The organism is Cellvibrio sp. ARAG 10.3, assembly GCF_051846955.1.
Taxonomy (GTDB): Bacteria; Pseudomonadota; Gammaproteobacteria; order Pseudomonadales; family Cellvibrionaceae; genus Cellvibrio.
The window spans coordinates 143,800-167,744 of the sequence record NZ_JBPYCU010000004.1; the positions used below are offsets into that span (position 1 = coordinate 143,800).

General features: G+C 52.1%; 18 protein-coding genes. 6 read left to right on the plus strand and 12 right to left on the minus strand.

Annotation, left to right across the window (positions count from 1 at the left end):
• Positions 1-8: 8 nt before the first annotated feature.
• The 6 genes from pheT to thrS form a co-directional block, all read right to left on the minus strand.
• On the minus strand, positions 9-2,384 hold the full coding sequence (pheT, locus tag ACSV5M_RS07110; protein WP_439174978.1) for a phenylalanine--tRNA ligase subunit beta: 2,376 nt from the start codon (positions 2,382-2,384) through the stop codon (positions 9-11).
• 74 nt (positions 2,385-2,458) lie between these two features.
• Positions 2,459-3,472: a phenylalanine--tRNA ligase subunit alpha gene (gene pheS / locus ACSV5M_RS07115; protein WP_439174979.1), complete on the minus strand. Its 1,014-nt coding sequence runs from the start codon at positions 3,470-3,472 to the stop codon at positions 2,459-2,461.
• 131 nt (positions 3,473-3,603) lie between these two features.
• Positions 3,604-3,963: a 50S ribosomal protein L20 gene (gene rplT / locus ACSV5M_RS07120; RefSeq protein WP_439174981.1), complete on the minus strand. Its 360-nt coding sequence runs from the start codon at positions 3,961-3,963 to the stop codon at positions 3,604-3,606.
• A gap of 36 nt (positions 3,964-3,999) precedes the next feature.
• A complete protein-coding gene (rpmI, locus tag ACSV5M_RS07125) occupies positions 4,000-4,197 on the minus strand; it encodes a 50S ribosomal protein L35 (protein ID WP_439174982.1) in 198 nt (65 codons plus the stop codon).
• A gap of 119 nt (positions 4,198-4,316) precedes the next feature.
• Entirely contained in the window at positions 4,317-4,865 is a 549-nt protein-coding gene (infC, locus tag ACSV5M_RS07130) for a translation initiation factor IF-3 (RefSeq protein ID WP_439175247.1), read from the minus strand.
• A gap of 32 nt (positions 4,866-4,897) precedes the next feature.
• On the minus strand, positions 4,898-6,820 hold the full coding sequence (gene thrS / locus ACSV5M_RS07135; protein WP_439174984.1) for a threonine--tRNA ligase: 1,923 nt from the start codon (positions 6,818-6,820) through the stop codon (positions 4,898-4,900).
• Between the two features lie 251 nt (positions 6,821-7,071).
• On the opposite strand from thrS, the gene ACSV5M_RS07140 reads away from it, so the two are divergent.
• From ACSV5M_RS07140 to ACSV5M_RS07150, 3 genes are all read left to right on the plus strand, one after another.
• Positions 7,072-7,713: an HvfX family Cu-binding RiPP maturation protein gene (locus ACSV5M_RS07140; RefSeq protein WP_439174986.1), complete on the plus strand. Its 642-nt coding sequence runs from the start codon at positions 7,072-7,074 to the stop codon at positions 7,711-7,713.
• 90 nt (positions 7,714-7,803) lie between these two features.
• The gene (locus ACSV5M_RS07145; RefSeq protein WP_439174987.1) at positions 7,804-8,463 is read left to right on the plus strand and encodes an RNA polymerase sigma factor; all 660 of its coding nucleotides are present in this window, start codon (positions 7,804-7,806) and stop codon (positions 8,461-8,463) included.
• On the plus strand, positions 8,457-8,702 hold the full coding sequence (locus ACSV5M_RS07150) for a zf-HC2 domain-containing protein (RefSeq protein WP_439174988.1): 246 nt from the start codon (positions 8,457-8,459) through the stop codon (positions 8,700-8,702). The genes ACSV5M_RS07145 and ACSV5M_RS07150 overlap by 7 nt, the downstream gene beginning before the upstream one ends.
• A gap of 32 nt (positions 8,703-8,734) precedes the next feature.
• Here ACSV5M_RS07150 and ACSV5M_RS07155 read toward each other — a convergent pair whose 3' ends face one another.
• The 6 genes from ACSV5M_RS07155 to ACSV5M_RS07180 form a co-directional block, all read right to left on the minus strand.
• Entirely contained in the window at positions 8,735-11,809 is a 3,075-nt protein-coding gene (locus ACSV5M_RS07155) for a multidrug efflux RND transporter permease subunit (protein WP_439174990.1), read from the minus strand.
• Positions 11,810-11,824: 15 nt separating this feature from the next.
• On the minus strand, positions 11,825-12,949 hold the full coding sequence (locus ACSV5M_RS07160) for an efflux RND transporter periplasmic adaptor subunit (RefSeq protein ID WP_439174991.1): 1,125 nt from the start codon (positions 12,947-12,949) through the stop codon (positions 11,825-11,827).
• Positions 12,950-12,960: 11 nt separating this feature from the next.
• A complete protein-coding gene (locus ACSV5M_RS07165; protein ID WP_439174992.1) occupies positions 12,961-13,530 on the minus strand; it encodes a TetR/AcrR family transcriptional regulator in 570 nt (189 codons plus the stop codon).
• A gap of 166 nt (positions 13,531-13,696) precedes the next feature.
• Positions 13,697-15,130, minus strand: a complete 1,434-nt coding sequence (locus ACSV5M_RS07170) for an efflux transporter outer membrane subunit (protein WP_439174993.1) — start codon at positions 15,128-15,130, stop codon at positions 13,697-13,699.
• Positions 15,127-18,282, minus strand: coding sequence for an efflux RND transporter permease subunit (locus ACSV5M_RS07175; RefSeq protein ID WP_439174995.1), 3,156 nt, complete (start codon positions 18,280-18,282; stop codon positions 15,127-15,129). Before ACSV5M_RS07175 ends, ACSV5M_RS07170 begins: the two co-directional genes overlap by 4 nt.
• 6 nt (positions 18,283-18,288) lie before the next feature.
• On the minus strand, positions 18,289-19,449 hold the full coding sequence (locus ACSV5M_RS07180) for an efflux RND transporter periplasmic adaptor subunit (protein ID WP_439174996.1): 1,161 nt from the start codon (positions 19,447-19,449) through the stop codon (positions 18,289-18,291).
• A gap of 271 nt (positions 19,450-19,720) precedes the next feature.
• On the opposite strand from ACSV5M_RS07180, the gene ACSV5M_RS07185 reads away from it, so the two are divergent.
• The 3 genes from ACSV5M_RS07185 (at position 19,721) to xthA (ending at position 23,773) form a co-directional block, all read left to right on the plus strand.
• The gene (locus ACSV5M_RS07185) at positions 19,721-20,371 is read left to right on the plus strand and encodes a TetR family transcriptional regulator (RefSeq protein ID WP_439174997.1); all 651 of its coding nucleotides are present in this window, start codon (positions 19,721-19,723) and stop codon (positions 20,369-20,371) included.
• A gap of 368 nt (positions 20,372-20,739) precedes the next feature.
• Positions 20,740-22,881 (plus strand): carboxy terminal-processing peptidase, encoded by a 2,142-nt coding sequence (locus ACSV5M_RS07190; RefSeq protein WP_439175249.1) that lies wholly within the window; start codon positions 20,740-20,742, stop codon positions 22,879-22,881.
• Positions 22,882-22,960: 79 nt separating this feature from the next.
• On the plus strand, positions 22,961-23,773 hold the full coding sequence (xthA, locus tag ACSV5M_RS07195) for an exodeoxyribonuclease III (protein WP_439174998.1): 813 nt from the start codon (positions 22,961-22,963) through the stop codon (positions 23,771-23,773).
• Positions 23,774-23,945 lie beyond the last annotated feature (172 nt).

Below are 23,945 nucleotides of genomic sequence, written 5' to 3' on the forward strand. Positions count from 1 at the left end.
TATTATCCCTATCTGAGGGTGGCTGCAAAGTTTGCCTCCAGATATCGAACAACATTGTCTATAGAGGCGCTGATCTCATCCTCTGTTAGAGTGCGTGATGGATGCTGAAAGGTCAACCCCATCGCCACACTTTTTCTATGTGGATCAATACCTTTGCCCATATATACGTCAAATACCTTTAAGTCGACAAGCTGTTCACCCGCCTGATTTTTGACGGCATCAAGCAAAGCATCTGCTGCTATCTCACGACCCACCACCAAAGCCAGATCACGGCGCACCTCCGGAAATCTGGATAACGGCTCAAAACGCGGCACCCGTGCCGCCAATAAACTGCTCAGGGCGATCTCAAAGACATACACGGCCTTGGGGATATCCACCTGCTGCTGCAGTGTCGGGTGCAGGGCACCCAGGTAACCTTGCAATTCACCATCGCGATAGATGGCAGCGGTTTGCCCGGGATGTAGCGCAGGATGGACAGCCGCTTTAAACGTGAATCCGGCTGCATAACCCGTGATGCCAATTAATGATTCCAGATCTCCCTTGAGATCATAAAAATCTACCCAATCACTTGGGTTTGCCCAGGATTCCGGATTCCGGGGACCATAAATCAAGCCCGCCAGCATAGCCTGTTGATTAAATCCGTCCGCAGCGGGCAAAAAACGCAAACCACTTTCAAAAAGGCGTGCACGTTCTTGCTGACGGTTAAGGTTGTAGCGCAACGCACTCACCAGGCCCGGCAAGAGGCTGGTGCGCATAGCCGACATGTCAGCACTGATAGGATTGCGCAGGACAATGGCCTCTGTCTGCGGGTCAAATAACGAAGCCAGTTTGGGTTCAATAAAGCTGTAGGTAATAGCTTCCTGATAGCCCCTGGAGACCAGGTGGCGCCGCAGCACAGGCAATCCCAGTTGTACTTCCGGATGAGGCTGAATAGCCAATGGCTTGGCCAAACTGCGCGTGGGCAGGCGGTTATAACCGTAAATCCTGGCCAACTCTTCCAGCAAATCCGCTTCAATAGCAATGTCAAAACGGTAGGACGGCGCAGAAAAGGTCCAGCCCTCGGCGTGTTCTTCCGTCAAGGCCAGACCGAGGCGGCCCAGAATATCAACCACTTCAGCGCTGGCCATATCAAGGCTCAAGCCACTCTGAATTCGGGCACGGCGCAAATTGATCTCGCGCTTTTTCGGCAAATGGTCATTGGTAACATGGATTATCGGGCCCGCTTGACCACCCACGATCTCAAGGAGTAATGCAGTCGCACGCTCCATCGCTTCTACCTGCAGCTCATAGTCCACGCCCCGCTCAAAGCGGTGTGAGGAATCCGTATGCAATCCATAGGAGCGCGCCCGCCCCGCAATGGCGATCGGGTTGAAGAAAGCGCTTTCCAGAAAAATATCACGGGTAGCATTACTGACAGAGGTCGCTTTACCACCCATAACGCCGGCGATGGCTAAAGCCTCCTGATTGTCTGCAATCACCAGGGTATCGGCATTGAGTTTTATCTCCTGCCCATCCAGCAACGTCAGCGGCTCGTCCTGCTGCGCCATCCGAACATGGATAGCACCCTGTAATTTCTGTAAGTCGAACGCGTGCATGGGCTGCCCCAACTCCATCAGGACATAGTTGGTTACATCAACCACAGCATCAATGGAACGTAAGCCCGCACGGGTCAATTTATCCTGCAGCCAGGCCGGCGAAGGACGAGAGATATCAATGTTGCGAATAACCCGTCCCACATAGCGACTGCAAGCAGCTTCAGCCTCAAGGTGAACAGCAAAGGTATCGCTCAGTACCGGCGCAACCGCAGGGATAGCGGGCGACTCAACCGAGGTCCGATTCAGCACCCCAATCTCCCGCGCAAGGCCTTTTACGCTCAAGCAATCACTACGATTGGGCGTAAGATCTACTTCGATCAACTTGTCATCAAGCTTGAGGTATTCACGCAAGTCAGCACCAACAGGCGCGTCCGCAGCCAGTTCCCACAGACCGGTATCGTCATCGCCCGCTTCCAGTTCTGTCTGCCCGCACAACATGCCGAAAGACTCAACGCCCCGCAATTTGGCCTTCTTGATCTGGAAGTCACCAGGCAATTTAGCGCCAATGGTGGCAAAGGGTGCTTTAAGGCCCACGCGCGCATTCGGCGCACCACAAACGACCTGCATTTGCCCTTCCGGCAAACCAGCCACTTGGCAAACACGCAATTTGTCCGCGTCCGGGTGCTGCTCGACGGCAACAATTTCACCCACAATCACACCGGAAAACTCACCGGCAACGGACTCTACACCGTCCACTTCCAGGCCAGCCATGGTCAGTTGCGCCACCAACTCATCGGTGGAAATAGCCGGATTAACCCACTCGCGCAACCAGGATTCACTTACTTTCATAGTATTCAGTCTCTAGGAGCTAATAATAGTCTCTAGTGGTTTCTCTCCACCGCCGGAGGGCCGTGGCTGCTTGATTAAAATTGCTTCAGGAAGCGCAGGTCGTTCTCAAAGAACAAGCGCAAGTCGTTAACACCGTAACGCAACATGGCCAAACGCTCCACACCCATACCGAAGGCAAAGCCGGTGTAGGTTTCAGTATCTACACCAGAGGATTCAAATACTTCCGGGTGCACCATGCCGCACCCCATCACTTCGAGCCACCCCGTGTTCTTACACACGCGACAGCCTTTGCCGCGACACTGGGTGCACTGGATATCCACCTCAGCCGAAGGCTCAGTGAACGGGAAGTAAGACGGACGAAAGCGCACAGGAACGTCCACTTCAAAGAAGGCTTTCAGGAATTGATCAACGGTTCCTTTGAGGTCGGCAAAGCTGATGTCTTTATCGACGACCAGGCCTTCCACCTGGTGAAACATGGGCGTGTGTGTCAAGTCAGAATCACAACGGTAAACGCGCCCCGGGCAGATCACACGAATGGGCGGTTTCTGGTTTTCCATGGTACGCACCTGAACCGGTGACGTGTGCGTACGCAGCACATGGTTGTCATTCACGTAGAAAGTATCGTGCATCGCCCGCGCCGGGTGATGGGAAGGAATATTGAGGGCACCGAAGTTGTGATAGTCGTCCTCGATCTCGGGACCGACTTCCACGCTGTAGCCGACAGCGGTAAAGATCTCTTCGATACGCTGTAGTGTGCGGGTCACCGGGTGCAACCCACCAGTATGTTCACCGCGCCCCGGCAAGGTCACGTCCACAATTTCGCTCGCCAGCTTGGCGGCGATCTGCGCGTCCTCAAGGGCCGCCTTGCGCGCGGCAATGGCATCCTGGATTTTATCTTTGGCTTGATTGATTTCTGCACCGGCTGCCGGACGTTCCTCCGGGGATAACTGGCCAAGGTTTTTCATCAAGGCACTGACGCTGCCTTTTTTGCCCAGATAATCGACCCGCACATTATCCAGAGTCGCCAGATCTTGCGCCTCTGCTACCAGTTTGAGTGCCGCTTCGGTAAGCGCAACCAGGTTATCCATCGGTTATTCCACACATAAGTTGTTATAGGAAAACAAATACACCATAAAAAAAGGGAAGGAACTTAAATAGCCCCTTCCCTTTCATCGCGTTCGCATCGGTGTTTTACAAACACCTGACAGTCATTGGACGATTAAGCAGCCAGAGCTGATTTAGCCTTCGCAACAACTGCAGCAAAAGCTGCCTTATCGTATACCGCCAGATCAGCCAGTACGCGACGGTCAAGCACAATATTGGCTTTCTTCAAGCCAGCAATCAGTTGACTGTAGGTCATGCCTTCAGCGCGAGACTGGGCATTGATACGAGTGATCCACAATGCACGGAAGTTACGCTTCTTGACGCGACGGTCGCGGTAAGCATATTGACCGGCTTTGATAACAGCCTGCTTGGCTACGCGGAATACGCGTGAGCGTGCACCGTAATAACCTTTTGCAGCTTTTAAAACTTTCTTGTGACGACGACGCGCCTCTACACCACGCTTAACACGGGCCATAATTCAATCCTCTCAAAATTCTCAATGAAGCCAATATTAGTTGGCGCGAAGCATACGCTTTACAGCTGGTACATCGACATCAGCAACAATGCTGGTGCCACGCAACTGGCGCTTACGCTTGGTGGTCATTTTGGTCAGGATGTGGCTCTTGTTGGCGTGCTTGTGCTTGTAGCCAGCGCCGGTCTTCTTGAAGCGCTTGGAGGCGCCACTGTGTACTTTAGCTTTTGTTGCCATGGGAAAAACTCCGCATTCGTAGTGATTAATACGAGACACCGCGTTATTGCTGGCCATACGCAAAACTACTGCCTATGACGATGTCTCTTTAAAGTAGCCTGAGGCAGCTAAAAGCCCGGTTACTTTTTCTTTTTCGGGGCGATTACCATAGTCAATTGGCGGCCTTCCATCTTTGCCGATTGTTCTACAGTACCCATCTCAGCCAGGTCTTGCTCGATGCGTTGCATCATCTCCATGCCAAGCTCCTGGTGAGCCAGTTCACGGCCGCGGAACTTTAACGTTACCTTGGCCTTGTCCCCGTGTTCAAGGAAACGTATCAGGTTGCGTAGTTTGACCTGATAATCCCCTTCTTCCGTCCCTGGTCGAAATTTCATTTCTTTGATTTGCTGCTGCTTTTGCTTCTTCTTGGCAGCCGCTTTGGTTTTCTTCAATTCAAACAGATGTTTACCGTAATCCATGATCTTACAGACCACGGGGTCGCTATCAGCAACAATCTCTACCAGGTCAAGGGTGGCCGCCTGGGCTCGCGCCAGAGCGTCAGACAAGGGAACAATGCCAACCTGCTCACCACTTGCATCGATTAAGCGAACTTCTTTTGCTTCGATTTGATCGTTGATCCGCGCCTTTTTGGAATTACCTTTATTCGCGGTAGCGTTATCTCGTTTGATAGTTTTATCTCCAGTTCATTAATAGAAACAAGTCAGGAAGAAATACGTCCCCGGCGCGCTACATCAGCAGCCAGCAGGTCAATAAAGGCTTCCAGGCTCATTACACCCAAATCATTTCCGTCCCTTGTGCGAACCGCAACAGATTGATTTTCAACCTCTTTGTCGCCAATGACGAGCAGGTAGGGGACCCGCTGAATCGTGTGCTCGCGGATTTTAAAGCCGATCTTCTCGTTTCTCAAGTCCGAAATGACACGGAAGCCCTTATCACGCAAGGTTTTTTCCACTTTCCCTACATATTCCGCCTGATTGTCGGTGATATTGAGAACCACCGCCTGCTCCGGCGCCAGCCAGGCCGGGAAAGAGCCTTCGTAATGTTCGATCAGGATACCGATGAAACGCTCAAAGGAACCAAGGATCGCCCGATGCAGCATAACCGGCACCTGGCGCGAGCCATCTTCCGCCACATACTGCGCATCCAAACGGCCGGGCATGGAGAAATCCACCTGAATAGTGCCGCACTGCCATACCCGGCCGATGCAATCTTTCAGGGAGAACTCAATCTTCGGACCGTAGAAGGCGCCCTCACCCGGTAAAAGTTCATAAGGCAATCCCTTACTCTGCAAGGCATCCATCAGGGCTTTTTCGGCCTTATCCCAGACTTCATCACTACCGACACGCTGCTCCGGGCGAGTAGAGATGCGGATAATGACATCACTGAAACCGAAGTCCGCATAGACCTGATAAAGCAAATCAGTAAAGGTGGAAACCTCGTCCTGGATCTGCGCTTCGGTACAAAAGATGTGCGCATCATCCTGCACGAAGGCGCGCACACGCATCAAACCCTGCAAGGTTCCCGACGCTTCATTGCGGTGACAGGAGCCAAACTCGGCCAGGCGCAAAGGCAGCTCGCGGTAGCTCTTCAAGCCTTGGTTGAACACCTGGATATGACATGGGCAGTTCATCGGCTTCACGGCAAAATCGCGATCTTCTGATGCGACCGTGAACATATTCGCCCGGAATTTATCCCAGTGACCGGAACGTTCCCACAATGTGCGATCCACCACCTGCGGGGTTTTGATCTCGCTATAGCCATTGTTGCGTTGCACATCGCGCATATAGGATTCGAGCGTGGAATAGATGGTCCAGCCGCGCGGGTGCCAGAACACCATACCCGGCGCCTCTTCCTGTAAATGGAAGAAATTGAATTTCTTGCCGAGCTTGCGGTGATCGCGCTTCACCGCCTCTTCCAGCATCTGCAGATGCGCAGCTAATTGCTTTTTATCGGCAAAGGCCGTGCCGTAGATACGTTGCAACATCTTGTTGTTGGAATCGCCGCGCCAATAGGCACCGGACACGCGCATTAATTTAAAGTGCGCACAAAAACGCATATTCGGCACATGCGGACCACGACACATGTCAATGTATTCTTCGTGGTGATACAAACCCGGTGTGGCATCACGGGGAATATCGCGTTCGAGGATTTCAAGTTTGTAAGGTTCGCCGCGCGCAGCAAACGTATCATGTGCCTCTTGCCAGGACACTTTCTTTTTCACTACATCGTATTCTGTTTTCGCCAGTTCCAGCATCCGCTGTTCAAGGGCTGCGATGTCATCATCCGTCAACATATGGTCGAGGTCGACATCGTAATAAAAGCCATTTTCGATGGTCGGGCCGATAGCCATCTTCACATCGGGCCACATCTGTTTGATGGCATGGCCGAGCAAGTGAGCGCAGGAGTGACGAATAATCTCCAGACCATCTTCGTCTTTCGCTGTGAAGATCACCAGTTCAGCATCGTCAGTGATCAGGTCGTGCGCATCGACACGCTCGCCATTCACGCGGCCAGCAATGGTGGCCTTAGCCAAACCGGGACCAATATCAGCAGCGACATCATAGACAGAGACGGGTTTATCAAACTGGCGCTTGGAGCCATCGGGAAGTGTAATAACAGGCATGATCGATCCTTTTCAGTGGTGACCCCTACCAAAGGCCACTTGAGTTAATTAATGCAGGGAAATGCCTTCCTATCGAAGGAAGCTGAAATACAAGAGGCGGGAGTATATAAAAGCGGGCGCCCCCATACCAGACTTTTTTAGACCAGACTTTTTTGGAATATGCGAAAGCAATTACGTGAAATGGACTGCGCCTGTAACAAACGCGGCGGCTGCGCATCTGTATCGCAACATCAAACCCAGGATAATTCGCTATGCCCCAGACCCGGCTGCTGCAAACCCAACACTTATTTGAGCAATACCTGCGAAAACTGCGGCATATCGATGGCCTGGCCACCTTGGCATTGCGCTTTATCCTGGTACCGGTTTTCTGGATGGCGGGTATGCAGAAGCTCCTTCATTTTGACAGTACCGTGGAATGGTTTGGCAATCCAGACTGGGGGTTGGGATTACCACTGCCGTGGCTGCTGGCGTTACTGGCCACCGCCACCGAATTGATCGGTGCAGTACTATTAACCTTGGGCTTCTTTACCCGACTGATCACACTGCCACTGATTATTACCATGTTGGTCGCCATCGCCAGTGTGCATTGGGAGCAGGGATGGCAAGCTATTGCAGATCCACAAGCACCTTTCGCTACAGAATCCGTTATCGCCTCCAGCGAAAAATTGGAGCGCGCCCGCGACATCCTGCGCGAACACGGTAATTACACCTGGCTAACCTCCAACGGCAAGTTCGTCATTCTCAATAACGGTATCGAGTTTGCGGCCATCTACCTGAGCATGTTGCTGGCCCTGCTGTTTTTGGGTGGCGGACGCTATGTCAGTCTGGACTACTGGCTGATGTATTGGTTGCGTCGCAGAAACGCAACACACACTACAGATACGGCTGATTGACGGTGATTGATAACCCCACAGGGCGAACGCGGGACCAAAGAATTGATGCTAACCTTGGAACACGATGATCAGCAGTGTGCAGCCCTTTCAATGCGTCTTTTGATAACTGACAACGTCTCAACCAAGGTGCCGGATGATATCCCGTTGATTGAACGCCTGCTCCAGCGTGATGAGCAGGCGTTCCGTGAATTAATCAGCAGCTATCAGCGTTTGATGCTGACGGTTGCCCGTGCCATTGTCGGTGATGTCTTTGCCGAGGATGTGGTGCAGGACGCCTGGGCATCGATATATATCGCCCTGCCCCGCTTTGAACGGCGATCATCTTTGAAGACCTGGATACTCACTATCGTCAGCAACGAAGCCAAAGCACGATTGCGACGGGAATCACGCATGGTGTCGCTAGAGATGTTGGATGGCGATACGCCGGGCAGTTATCTGGATGGTTATCTGGATGCAGCCAATTTCAAACCCGACGGTCATTGGCGTCGGGCACCGGCGCACTGGAGCCAGGAATCACCAGAAGCATTGATGGAAGAGCAACAATTGCAAATCTGTATTACCAACGCACTTGATCTTTTGCCGCCCATGCAGAAAGCAGCCTTTATCTTACGCGATATAGAGCAACAAACGTTTGATGATATGTGTCAGATTCTACAAGTGAGCAGCGCGAATATCCGGGTATTGATACACCGTGCGCGCCTGAGCCTGATGCAGGCGATTGATCGTTACCAGGAGACCGGCCAATGCTAAGTTGTAAAGACGTAGCCAACCGTGCCAGTGATTATCTGGATAACCAAACCAACACCAATCTGCGTTGGCAAATGCGTTTGCACCTGATGATGTGCAGTCATTGCCGCCGTTTTATGCGGCACCTGCGTCTGACCCGCCACCTGGTAAAAACCACCGTTCAGCAAGAAAAAAATGATGTGGACACCGAAGCAATTTACCGGCGGGTTTTGCAAAAAATTGAAGCCGGGAAAAAAACCTGATGGCACCGGCGCAGCCGGTGCGTATCGTTACATTAATGCGATTCGGTATGCGGCGCGTTTTCGTCAAACACTTGCAGTGGTTTGTGGCTCGAAGCCAGAAAGGTATACACCACCGGCAACACAAACAAAGTGAATAAAGTCCCTATCGACAACCCCGCCACCAATACCAGACCAATACTGTAACGACTCATGGCACCGGCGCCGGTCGCTAACAATAAAGGAATCAGGCCGGCCACCATGGCCGCTGTGGTCATCAGAATCGGGCGCAAGCGAATCCGCGCAGCGAGACGGATCGCTTCGAAACGATCAAGGCCATGATGCAGTTGCTGTTCTTTGGCCACTTCGCACATCAGGATGCCGTGTTTACTGATCAGACCCACCAGGGTAATCAAACCCACTTGCGTATAAATGTTCATACTCGCCAATCCGAAGCCCAGCATCAACAAGGCGCCGCACACTGCCATGGGCACCGACACCAGAATCACCAAGGGATCGCGCAGACTTTCGAATTGCGCCGCAAGCACCAGATAAATAATCAGCAAGGCGAGCAGAAAGGTCATATACAGCGCAGAACCTTCTTCGACGTATTGGCGTGACTCGCCTAGAAAATCATAGCTGAACCCCTTGGGTAAGGATTTTTCAGCCTGCGCTTGCAAAAAGGCTACCGCCTCACCCATACCCGTGCCGGGAAATAACACCGCACTCATGGTCACCGCATTCACCTGGTTGTATTGCGGCAAACTGCGCGGCTTGCCGGTGAGATCAAAATCAATCAGATTTTTTAACGGCACCGGCGTACCGGTTGCCGACATCACATGGTATTCGCCGATGGATTCCGGGGTCAGTCGGTCGATACGCTCAACCTGGGGAATCACCTCGTAACTGCGACTTTCAATATTGATGCGATTGACATAACCATCACCCATCAACAGCGCCAGGGTTGAACCGATCTCTTCCATGGTGACGCCATAGGCACCGGCTTTTTCGCGATTGATACTGACATTGATATTAGCCGCACTGAAATTCAGGTCGAGCATACTAAAAATAAACAGGCCACTGGCTTTAGCTGCCGCCTGTACTTCCTGTGCAACCGCATAGAGCGTTGGATAATCCCCGGGACTGGTGATAACAAATTGCACTGGCAATCCACTCGACGCGCCTGGCAATGGTGGCAAGGCAAAGGGCGTCGCCGATACACCCGGCATACTTTGTATCGGTGGCGATAGACGTTTTAATAAATCCTGATCGCTCGCTTCGCGCTGACTCCAGGGCACCATGGGCGCAATGGCCAAACCCTGGTTAGCTGCTGGCACGCCGGAAATGGTCAACGCGGTGACCACTTCCGGTTCTTTGGTCGCCATGGCACTGGCTTTGGCCATGTGCGTTTCAATGTAATCCAGGTTGGCATTGTCCGGTGCCGTGGCCATCACGAACACAACCCCGTTATCTTCCGCCGGCGCCAATTCATTGGTGATGATGTTGAATAAAAACGGCAAGCTGCCCAGCACAATCAAGGCAAACACGACGAACACCGGGCGCTTGGCCAACACGGCGTCCAATATGCCTGAATATTTTTGATCGAGTTTATCCAGAACCCGGTGCACCTTCGCTTCAAAATTATTGTCCTGGTTAGTGTGCCGCAATAACTTTGAGCTCATCATCGGCGATAAGGTGAGCGCCACAATACCGGAGATAAAAACCGCTCCAGCCAGGGTTAACGCAAACTCCCGCAACAGGGCGCCGGTTAAACCGTCAAGCAACGCGATAGGTGCATATACCGCCGCAAGCGTGATTGTCATAGTGATAACCGGCACCGCAATTTCCCGCGTGCCGATGATCGCCGCACGAAACGGTGTTTCTCCCATCTTTAAATAGCGGTCAACATTTTCCACCACCACAATCGCATCATCGACCACCAGACCAATAGCCAGGACCATCGCCAACAAGGTGAGCAGGTTGATCGAAAAACCCATGAGTTGCATCAACATCGCAACGCCAACCAGTGACAAGGGAATGGTAACCACCGGAATCAACACTGCACGCAACGAACCCATAAACAGGAAGATCACCACCACCACGATGATGACGGCTTCTGCGATTGTCTTTACCACTTCATAGATAGATTCTTCGATCACGAGTGTTGCGTCATAGAGCAACTTCATTTCAATGGTATCGGGCATATTGCGTTGTAATTCCGGCAGCTTTTCGCGGACCGCGTGAGCAATATCGAGCGGATTGCCTTTGGGCGTGGGATCAATGCCAATAAGCACCGCTTCTTTTCCATCCGCCGTCGCACTTAATGACACTCGCCCTGCGGCCATTTCTACGGTAGCGATATCACGCAGGCGCACCACGCCATTGTCCCGGGTGGCTACAATCAAACTGGAAAACTCTTCCACACTGGTGAGACTGGTCTGCACGTCAACGCTATATAAAAACCAGTCGCTTTTAATTTCACCCGGTGCCGCCTGGTAATTATTTGCGCGCAGCGCGCCCAGCACTTCCCGCGCACTGAGGTTCAGCGCTGACATGCGTTGCGGGTCGAGCCAGATGCGCATCGCAAAGGCACTGCCACCCATTAAATTGGCTTTGGCCACACCGGGAATGGTGACCAGCTGTGGTTGGACCACACGGTTGAGGTAATCAGTAATTTGACTGGCGTTGAGTTTGTCACTGGAGAACGACAGGTAAACAATGGAGGTAGTTGATCCGGTGCTACGGGTAATCACCGGATCTTGTACATCGGCCGGCAAGGTAGCGCGCACACTGTTTACTTTAGCGAGTGTGGCAGCGAGCGCAGCGTCCGGGTCTGAATCCAGCTGCATATGCACGGTGACGGTACTGACCCCCTGCATACTTTGCGATTGCACAAAGTTGATATTTTCCACTTCCGCCACCGCTTGTTGCAGCGGTTGCGTCACAAAGCCCTGGATCAGATCGGCGCTCGCGCCATAGTATGCCGTAGTCACGGTAATGACCGTGTTGGTCAGCTCCGGGTATTGCCGCACCTGCATCTTGAACAACGCCTGGGTACCCAGCAACAGGATCAACAAACTCACCGTCACCGCCAGCACCGGGCGGCGAATAAATATATCCGTAAAACGCATATCGACCTCCTGGCCTTAACGCCGCGGTAATTGTTCGCGGGGTGCCAGCGTATCGTCTTGCACAATGCTGACGCGCGCACCGTTGGAGAGTTTTAACTGGCCTGACGTTACGACCCGATCACCAATCGATAATCCGTCTGTAACCAAAGCATCACTGCCACTGCGCTCATCGACCACGACTGTCGCCAGGCGCACTGCGTCGTATGCTTCGCCGCCCTCTTCCGGCGTAACGCTTTCAATCACATACACCGTTTCGCCGTAGAGCGTGAAGGTAATGGCGCTTTGTGGGATAACGATCTGATTGCTGAGTGTCGGTTGGAAAATTTTGACTTTGGCGTACATGCCCGCCCGCAATAGCTGATCGGAGTTTGGAATGGTAGCCTGAACCTGTACCACACCAGATTTGTAATCCACCGCTGGCTCAATGGCGGTGATGGTGCCTTCAAATTGTCGTCCGGGAAAGGCCGAGATATCCAGACTGATGGGCATGCCCGACTGAATACGCGGATAATCCTGCTCCGCCACAATAAACCGAATGCGCATTACATCAATATTTTCCAGGCGCACCACTTCGGCACCGGGCTGAAGATATTGACCGAGGTTAACCTGGCGAATGCCGGTAATACCGCTGAACGGGGCACGGATTTCCCGCCGCGCAATGGTCGCCTTGAGACTGTCGATGTCCGCCAGCAACGCATCGTAAGTAGCCTCGGCTTGGTCCGCCTGGCTGCGCGACGCCATGGATTTTTGCGCAAGCTGGACCAGGCGATCACGCTCACTTTTTACCGATGCCAGGCGACTCTGGGCACTTTGTAGATCAGCGCGTTCTTTATCCGCATCCAACTGCACCAACAGGTCGCCTTCATTAACCGTCTGCCCGGACTCAAACAGCACATTGCTCACCAGGCCAGCCAAGGACGCACTGAGTGTCACACCGCGATCCGGTTCGATAAAGCCAATGCCATCAATTGTCGGTGTCCAGTCACTTGCCCTGACGTCCACGGCCGTAACAGGCACGGTGGGAACCGGCAAGGAGGCAAAATACTTACCGATCATGACTTGCTTGAACGCGTAAAACCCGAACACACTGCCAAAGATCACAGTGGCGCCGACCAACATCCACAACATCCATTTCTTCATGATGGTTCCCCTCAGGATTTCACTTTTGTTATCGCGTCCCAACTGGCCAGGATGATGCTTTTGAGCATCTCATCATCAACATTCAGGAGGCCGATCATGGCATTACGTGCGAAAGCAAAAAAATGTTCAAAGGCAAGCGAAAATAAAACCTCATTGGGAAGGCTTTTTAACGCACCACTGTCTCGCCCATTTTCAAAAAAGGTAACTAAAGGATAGAAGATTGTTTTGGCATCTGCGTGGCGATTACGCAATACATCCGGAGGTAAGTGATCAAATTGGTTTTTGCTCAACAGGATTTCCGGATTTTGTTTAAAGAAGTGCCAAAAGCTCAGACACAACTGTTGAAATTGATCAAACAAGGGTTGCCGCGGATCGTGGTTCGCAAAAATATACTGGGCGACCTGCTCCATAATCTGCGCATCCAGTTGCAGGATCAGATCTTCGCGATCATTGAAATAAAGATACACCGTTCCCGCCGCCACGCCCGCCTGATCGGCTACCTGTTTAATGGAAAAGCCGTGAAAACCTTTGTGGGCAAGCAAGTGCAGTGTGGCTTGCAAAATAGCTTCGCGTTTGTTCATAGAAAATCCGGTGTACTCCAACTCATGGTGACTACTATGTGAATGAATCTTCATTCACATAGTAGTCGAGCCTTGGCAAAAGACATAATTGGTGACAGGGGAAATAGTTGTTTGCCATGCCCGCCTGACACGGCGGGTATGGCTATCAGACCTCAATAGGAAGGTATCAAGGGATAAAACTGACCTGCGGGGTTTGCGACTCGACTGAAGTTTCGCGCAGCCCGCCGCCCAATGCCTTGTATAACGTCAGTTGATTGCGCGACTTGGCCAGGCGCATGTTGATCAAGGCTTGCTGAGCCGTATTCAGACTGCGTTGGGAATCCAATACTTCAAGGTAGGAATCTACCCCGCGCTCATAGCGCAATTCCGCCAGTTCAAAACTGCGTGCCGCTGCCATCACCAGATCCCGTTGGGCTTCGAGTTGAGCCTCCAGGGTTGATTGAGATTGCAAGCTGTCACGCACTTCCTTGAACGCGGTCTGAATGGTTTTTTCGTAGACGGCGATATTCACATCCTTTTGCAACTGCGCCACATCCAGGTTAGCTGCATTGGCTCCCCAGGCAAAGATTGGCAAGGTCACTTGCGGTGAGAAACTCCAGGCGCGGGTTCCACTATCAAATAAATTATCCAACGCCGGGCTGGCATTACCGTAGGTTCCGGTCAACGAGATGCGTGGGAAAAAGGCGGCGCGCGCAGCGCCGATATTCGCATTAGCAGCGCGCAAACGGTATTCCGCCTGCAAGATGTCAGGACGCTGCAACAACACATCGGAGGTTACCATTTCGGGCAACTCGGCCAGCATGGCTTCATCGTTCCAGAGCGCCTGCACATTATTGGCATCAAGCGGCGTTCCTACCAGCACTTCCAGCGCGGTAAAGCTCGTCGCCAGTTGCCGTTGGTAAAGCGCTGCGTCCACTCGCGCGGTGTGCAACGCAGTAGCTGCCTGGCTTAAATCCAGCTCTGATGCGAGGCCGGAATCATAACGACGCTGCACCATAGCGTAAGAATCCTGGCGCGCTTTCAGTGTGCTCTCTGTCAACGACAGCAGTTCCTTGTTCGCAACCCAGGTGAAATATGCATCGGCCACTTCCGCCACCAGACCCAGCTGTGCACTTTTACGGGCTTCGTCGGTAGCGAGGTATTGTTCCAACGCTGCATTTTTCAAACTTTGTACGCGGCCAAACAAATCGAGTTCGTAGGCTGCAATACCCACACCCGCGCTGTATTGTTCGGCAATATAACTTTCACCCGTTTCAGATAGCGCCTCCGACACACGTTGCCGTGTGCCGCTGCCGGTGAGATTTAACGTCGGCAATAACTGGGCGCGCTGGATACGGTATTGCGCGCGCACCTGTTCAACAGTCAAGGTCGCTACGCGCAGATCGCGATTATTTTCCAGCGCCTGCTCAATCAATGTCTGCAATTGTTGGTTGCGATAAAAATCCCGCCAGCCGATGTCAGCCGCTATCACCTCGGATGACTCTGCCTCATGTATTGTTACGGGTGTATTCGGGCGCTCGTAATGTGGTGCCATCGTACAGGCGCCCAGTGCGAGCAAACTGCTCGCACACATCAAGGAAATCAATAGGCGTTGCATCATACTTGCGCTCCTGAATCTTTATCCGCGGGCGCCGCTGTTGCGTCGGTTTTGCCGAACCAGCGGTGTGACAAACGGAATACCACCACGAAGAACACGGGCACGAAGAAGATGGCCAGGACAGTGCCGGATAACATGCCGCCGAAGACGCCGGTACCAATAGCATTCTGGCTGCCGGAACCGGCACCAGTACTGATCACCAGCGGCGTGACGCCGAGCATAAAGGCCATGGATGTCATGATGATTGGACGTAGACGCATACGCACCGCTTCCATCGTTGCCTTGATCAAATCCATTCCGTCTTCGTAAAGCGATTTGGCAAACTCCACAATAAGAATCGCGTTCTTGGAAGCGAGACCGATGGTGGTTAACAAGCCCACCTGGAAATAAACGTCGTTGGACAAGCCACGCGTCATCGCAAATAACACCGCGCCCAGAACACCGAGCGGAACCACCAGCATCACCGCAAAGGGCACCGACCAGCTCTCATACAACGCCGCCAGACAGAGGAACACCACTAAAATGGACAGCGCATACAACAGCGGCGCCTGGTTGCCAGATTCACGCTCCTGCAAGGACATTCCCGTCCACTGATAACCGATACCTTGCGGCAGCTTTTCCATGATCTCTTCGACAGCCAGCATTGCATCACCGGAACTCACACCCGGAGCGCCCTGCCCCAGAATATTCAGCGACGGCACGCCGTTGTAACGCTCCAGGCGCGGCGAACCGTAGATCCAGCGCCCCGACGTAAAGGCGGATAACGGCACCATCTCACGCTGGTTATTGCGTACATACCAGTTACCCACATCCTCCGGCACCATGCGGAAGCGCGCATCACCCTGCACATACACGCGCTTGACCCGGCCTTTATCAATAAAGTCATTGACGTAGCTCGGCGCCCAGGCAGTAGTAAAGATATTGTTTACGTCTGCGATGGATACACCCAGAGCAGCTGCTTTTTCCTGATTCACGTCCAGTTTGTATTGCGGATTATCTTCCTGGCCGTTGGGGCGCACACCCACCAGGCGTGGATCCTGCGCAGCCAAACCGAGGAATTGATTGCGCGCTTCCATAAGTGCGTCGTGCCCTAGCCCACCCAGGTCCTGCAGCTGCAAATTGAAACCGGATGAGGTACCCAATTGCGTAATCGCCGGCGGAACAAACGGGAAAACCATCGCATCCTTGATTTGCGAAAACGCGCCCATGGCCCGACCGGCAATACTTTGCACATCCTGGCCATCTTCTTCGCGTTCGCTCCAATCTTTCATGCCCACAAACGCGATGCCATTGTTCTGGCCACGGCCACTGAAGCTGAATCCGATCACTGAAAACACGGAACGCACTGTGTCTTTTTCATTTTCAAGGTAATGATTTTCGATTTGATCCATCACACCCATCGAGCGCTCTTTGGTTGCGCCTACCGGCAGCGTCATCTGGGTAAACATAATGCCCTGGTCTTCATCCGGTAAGAATGAGGTAGGCAAGCGGGTGAATAAAAAGCCCAGCAACAACACAATCGCACCATAGATAAGCATGTAACGCCCGGTCCGGCCGATCATGTTGCGCACACCGGATTGGTATTTGTTGGTCGCGTGATTGAAGTTGCGATTAAACCAACCGAAGAAGCCGCCTTTTTCGTAATGATCATGACTGACCGGTTTCAACATGGACGCGCAGAGGGCGGGCGTCAGGGTCAAAGCAACGATCACCGAGAGCACCATGGCCGACACAATCGTGATGGAGAATTGCCGATAAATAACCCCGGTCGATCCACCAAAAAATGCCATGGGAACAAATACGGCCGACAAAACCAACGCAATACCAATCAATGCCCCGGTAATTTGCTCCATCGATTTTCGTGTCGCTTCGCGGGGTGACAGCCCGTCTTCCGCCATCACCCGTTCAACGTTTTCCACCACCACAATGGCATCGTCCACCAGTAAGCCGATGGCAAGTACCATCGCGAACATGGTGAGTGTGTTAATTGAAAAGCCGAACGCCGATAACACCGCAAAAGTTCCCAGCAACACCACTGGTACTGCAATCGTAGGGATCAAGGTCGCACGGAAATTCTGCAAGAAGAGATACATCACGAAGAACACCAGGATGATAGCTTCGATCAATGTCTGCACGACCGCATTGATCGACAGCTTCACAAAAGGTGTTGTGTCGTAGGGATAAACAATTTCCAGATTAGGTGGGAAAAATTCTGATAATTCACCGATACGCTCACGCACCGCATTGGCGGTATCCAATGCGTTAGCGCCCGAAGCCAGCGTGATGGCCATACCAGCGGCAGGCTGCCCATTGTATTCCGTTTCAAACGAATAATTTTCACCACCGAGTTCGACCCGCGCGACATCTTTGAGACGTATCTGCGAACCATCCTGATTGACGCGCAACAGGATATTGCCGAATTCTTCCGGCGTCGAAAGACGTGTTTGCACCACAATACTGGAGTTGATTTCCTGGCCGGGAACCGCCGGGGCACCACCGAGCTCACCTGCTGCAATTTGCGCATTCTGCGCACGAATCGCGTCGGTGATGTCACTGGTCACCAGATTGTAGGTTGCCAATTTATCGGCATCCAGCCAGATGCGCATTGCATACTGCGAACCGAACAGAGTGATTTGTCCCACACCATTAACCCGGCTCAATTGATCCTGGACGTTGGCGGCGACATAGTCGGCGATATCGTATTTATCCATACTGCCATCGGCGGAGACAAAACCGATAACCATCAGGAAGCCCGCCGAGGATTTGGTGACCCGCACACCCTGCTGCTGGACCTCCTGCGGCAACAGTGGCATGGCGGTCTGCAATTTATTCTGCACTTGTACCTGGGCAATATCCGGGTCCGTACCGGCTAAAAACGTCACCGTGACTTCACCGATACCGCTGGCATCACTGGTGGATGACATGTATTGCACGTTATCGATACCGGTCAGCCCCTGCTCGATAATCTGGATAACCGTGTCTTGCACTGTTTGCGCCGATGCACCTGGGTAGGTGGCACGGATACTAACGGCAGGTGGTGCGATGTCGGGATATTGGGCCACAGGCAGCTTCGCAATAGAAAGCGTACCGGCCAGCATGATGATGATCGAGATAACCCAGGCAAAGACCGGGCGATCAATAAAAAACTTCGCCATACTGCATTACTCCTCGGTCTTGGTGGCAGCGATCTGCGCGGGAACAGCTTTGACCTGCGCACCCGGACGCACTCTTTGCAAACCTTCTACAATCACCTGGTCACCGACCGCCAGCCCTTCTTCAACCAGCCACTGATCACCCACCGTGCGGGCGGTCTTCAACTGGCGCACTTCAACGGTGCCGTCATTGCCCACGACCAGCGCTGTGGCGTTACCGGAACGGTCGCGTGTAACACCGCGTTGGGATACGAGGATGGCGTTGTTGCGCAGGCCTTCCTGTAGTTCGGTGCGCACAAACATACCGGGTAACAGCAAGCGGTCCGGATTCGGGAACAAGGCACGCAAAGTCACTGTGCCGGTGGTTTCATTAACGCCAACTTCCGAAAACTGCAATACACCGTCGTGTTCGTACACCGAACCATCCTCCAGCACCAGGCGAACTTTCGCCTCGTCAACACTGGCCACGTTGCCTTTGATCATCTGGCGGCGCAGAGCCAATAAATCGTCAACGGACTGAGAGACATCCACATAAATAGGATCGAGTTGCTGGATTGTGGCGAGCACATCCGCCTGACCGGCAGTTACCAGGGCACCTTCAGTGACTGAAGATTTTCCGATGATGCCGCTGATAGGCGCGGTGACCTTGGTGTATTTCAGGTTGATACCCGCCGTCTCTACAGCGGCCTTACCGGCCGCCAGATTGGCGCGAGCCTGGCCGAGGCTGGCCAACGCATCGTCGTAATCCTGTTGGCTGATTGCCTTGGCAGCAACCAAGTCTTTGTAACGTTTTTCACGGGCTTCAGCGGCCAGCAGGTTGGCCTCTGCACGCGCCAATTCAGCTTTGGCTGTGGCGTGGGCTGCGCGGTAAGTCGCTTCATCAATCTGATATAGCTGCGTACCGGCTTTGATTTCAGACCCTTCCTCAAATAAACGTTTCTGGATAATACCTGTCACCTGCGGACGCACTTCTGCCCGCCGAAACGCGGTTGTCCGGCCCGGTAAGTCGGCTACGAGCGGAACATCTGCCGTTGCAATGGTCACTACCCCAACTTCAACAGGCTCTTGGCCAGCTCCGGCGTTTGCAGACTCTTGCGAGTCACACGCGGACAAAAATAACCCTAGAAGTCCTAAAGCCAAAAGCGTCAGGTTTCTGCTGCGTAACAACATGGTGAACCTCTCCAAACATGATCCGTGAGAAATGTGGGGCTTGTTAAAAGCGGAAAACATACAGGTGTGTATGTTTCCGATTAAAACTGAATGACCATTCAGTTTCAACCGCCAAAAACAAAAAAGCGTTTAAAACCACCTTTTCTTTGCAAAAATTAACTTACAAACGCAGGTTTTCAAAAACGGCTTGACAGGCGCGTGCCTTTTTGTACAAATTCGCCAACCACATACATTCACGACTGAATGTTAAGCTAATCTGGACAAAAGTTTTATGGCACGCAAAACCAAAGAAAATGCACTGGAAACCCGCAGCCAGTTACTGGACGCGGCGGAAAAGGTATTCTTTGAGAAAGGCTTCTCCCAAACCAGCCTGATGGACGTGGCAGAAGCCGCCAGTATGACCCGCGGTGCTATTTACTGGCACTTCAAAAACAAGAGTGACCTCTTTGAAGCCATGGCTGATCGGATTCGCCTGCCACTGGAAACGCTGTCTGAAGCCTGTAGCGACCCCAATGAGAAAGATCCTTTAGGTAAGCTGCGGGACTTTTTCGTCCAGGTACTGAAAGAAAGCGCGCGCAACCCCAGAAGGCGGCGCGTCCTCACTATCCTGCTTCATAAATGCGAACTCAACGAGGAGACACGGCAAGTAGAACTGCGCCGGCAAGCAGCCTGTATTGAGTACCTGCAACACACCGAACAGTGCCTGCAAAAAGCAATACTCCTCAAGCAGTTACCACCAGACCTTGATGTTCAACAGGCAGCCATCGCCAAACTGGGCCTGGTCATGGGTCTTATCAGCCATTGGTTGTTCCTGCCCGGCAGCTTCGACCTTGAAAATACAGCTGAGACTATGGTGGACAGTTATTTCTCCATGCTGCAACACAGCCCGCACCTGCGCCTGAAACCAATTACTGCCGGCTGAGCAGACCGATCACTCCAGGCTGTAAAAAAATGTTAGCTGTTGCCACAAATCATCCGGCATCGCACGATGCAGTGAATTTATGAAATTCACGGCGGTCTATTGGCCAAGCTGATCATCACTTCGCGAGCTTCCGTATAACCTGTTACCTGGAATTATTACAGTCGGTATCTGCGAGCCATAATTGTGACCAAATCGGCTGTGCAAATATCAGCCAGTTCCTTCCTATTACTGGCCTGTATAACGCTAACTGAGCTATAGTAAGGACTGTTTTACGAAGGCATTCTGCTGGTCAGACACGTGCCCCTCGATAAGTGAATGATTGTATTGTGGGATACAGCCTGGGTGAACATTCACCGGCGCTACCCGGCATGCCCAACCATGAGACCCTGTCTATGTACACCGCTTTTACAAGAAATATTGTTAAACCTTTTCTGTTCTCCCTGCTTTTAGCAACCTATGGCGCAAGCACCCTGGCCTTGCCGGCCTTGAAACAAACGCCTGAACAGGAAAAAGCAGCGGTTGAAGTTGTCACGCAACTACAAAAAAAACACTACCGCGACCAGGAATTAAATGATGCACTATCGGTGCGCTTTCTCGACGATTATTTAGCAGCACTCGACCCCGCCAAGAATTATTTTCTGCAAACTGATATTGATGAGTTCGAAAAACACCGCAAGAAGTTCGACGATTATTTGAAGAAAGGCGACCTCAGCCAGGGCTTCGCCATCTTTAATCGTTATAACGAGCGGGTGGAAAAACGCCTTGAGGCCATACTCGCCCAGTTAGCTGACGACAAAGTAAAATATAACTTTGATGTTGAAGAATCCATCTCCACCGATTGGAAGAATGCCCAATGGCCAGCCAACCAGAAAGAAGCCGATGCCATGTGGCAAAAGCGCATCAAGTTTAACCTGCTTAACCTGATGCTCACCGGCAAAACGATTGAAGAGAGCAAAACGACGCTGGAGAAGCGTTTTAAAAATCAATTGCGCCGGGTCAAGCAACAGGATTCAGAGGAAGTCTTCAGCGTGATGATGAATTCGCTGACCATGTTGTATGATCCGCACACCAATTACCTTTCGCCACGCAATGCAGAAAACTTCAATATCAATATGGCACTTTCATTGGAAGGCATTGGTGCTGTGCTGCAAAGTGAAGATGAATACACCAAAGTGATGCGTCTGGTTCCAGCGGGACCGGCAGCCAAGCAAGGTGAATTAAAACCGGCGGACCGTATCATCGCCATCGGCCAGGGTACCGAAGGTGAAATGGTCGATGTGGTGGGCTGGCGTCTTGATGAAGTGGTCGATCTGATTCGCGGTAAAAAAGATACTATCGTGCGCCTTGAAGTGCTGCCGGCCAAAGCGAATCCCGGCAACAGTAAAATCATCAACATTAAACGCGAAAAAGTCAAACTCGAAGAACAGGCGGCGAAGAAACACATCTTCGATGTCGGTGAAGGAGAGCACATCTTTAAGGTGGGGGTTATCAAGGTTCCGACTTTCTATATGGATTTTGAAGCCTACCGTAATCGCGACCCCAACTACAAAAGCACCACCCGCGACGTATTCAATTTACTGGGGGAGCTCAGCGAAAAAAATGTTGATGGTGTCATCATAGACTTGCGTGAAAATGGTGGCGGCTCCTTGCAGGAAGCTGCTGCATTAACCGATCTGTTTGTTGATCCGGGCCCCGTGGTTCAGATTCGCCAAAGCAATGAAGTCATCTCGCGCAGCTATCGCTCCTATTCTCCGGCGGTGTACCGTGGTCCCGTCGTGATTCTTGTGGATCGTCTCAGTGCTTCTGCGTCAGAAATTTTTGCCGGTGCCATCCAGGATTACAGCCGCGGCATTATCATCGGCACCCAATCCTTTGGTAAAGGCACCGTGCAATCCATGTTGCCGCTGAAGCATGGCGATTTGAAGATTACTGAGTCGAAGTTTTACCGGATTTCCGGTGACAGCACCCAACACCGAGGCGTAGTACCGGATATTGAATTACCGACTCTGATCGACACCGAAGAAGTGGGCGAAAGCAGTTACGATAACGCCCTGCCCTGGGATCGCATTCACGCGGTGAAGCATGATAAGTATTTTGATATTCCGGCACTGTTGCCAGCGATTAACCAACGCCACAATGCCCGTATTAAATCTGATCCTGACTTCGTGTTCCTGCGCGAACAAATGACCATGGCAGAAGAAAATAAAGAGAAAAAGAGTGTTTCATTACGCAAGGCGACCCGCGAACTGGAACAAAAGCAAATGGAACAGCGGGTGCTGGAAATGGAAAACCGCAGGCGTAAGGCCAAGGGCCTGGAGCCCTATGCATCTTACGAAGATATTAAAGATACCGATGCGGCCATTGATGAAGACAGCGAAGAAATTGCCAGCGCTGAGCCAGACAAGATTGACCCGGCTAACGACCCCTTCCTGAGTGAGGCGGGCCAGGTATTGGCCGATTTCATTCTTGAATTACAAAAGAATGAAAAAACCCGGCTAGCGAATTTTTAATTCCAGTAAGCATCCACCTGAACCCGGATAGTGATATCCGGGTTTTTACTTTTTAATTTACTGATTAGTCTTAATCACTATGAAAGTCGTTTCGTTTAATATCAACAGCATTCGCTCACGCCCCCACCAGTTGCAAGCCGTCGTCGACAAATACGCACCGGATTTTATCGGCTTGCAAGAAACCAAAGTCAACGACCCGGACTTTCCCCTGGCAGACATCGAAGCCTTGGGTTATCACGTGGCCTATCACGGGCAGAAAACCCATTACGGCGTTGCCCTGTTATCCAAACACCCGTTCTTAAGTGTCATTAAAGGTTTTCCTGAAGATGGCGAAGATGCACAACGGCGTTTTATCGGTGGCACCTTCGCGTCTCCTTTGGGTGGCGAAATCACCGTATTGAATGGTTATTTCCCCCAGGGCGAAAGCCGCGACCATCCGATCAAATTCCCTGCCAAACAAAAATATTATGCCGACCTGTTTGCTTACCTTAACAGCGCGCACAAACCGGAAAACCAAATACTGGTGATGGGCGATATGAATATCTCGCACCAGGATTGTGATATCGGCATCGGCGAAGAAAACCGTAAACGTTGGTTGCGCACCGGCAAATGCAGTTTCTTGCCGGAGGAACGCGAGTGGCTGGCGCAATTGATGAGTTGGGGTTTGAAAGATACCTTCCGCGAATTAATGCCAGACGATAACAGTCTGTTCAGCTGGTTTGATTACCGCAGTCGCGGTTTTGAAGATAATCCACGCCGGGGTCTGCGTATTGATTTGATCCTGGCTTCGCATAATTTGCAGGATCGTTGCGTAGAAGCCGGGATTGATTATGAAATCCGCAGTATGGAACGGCCTTCTGATCATTGTCCGATTTGGGCCAGGTTTCAATAAGGGCCGAATGAACTTCGTAGTTCGTTTGTCATTAGGGCCTCTGTTTCAAAACGCATAACAAATTGACAGGAAAGCCAATTTGCACAGCGAAGTTGTCCGTAGGGTGAGCCACATGGATGTGGCGAATGAATCTTCCCTGTAGCTCCCTCAAGTCATCCATGACTTGAGGGTT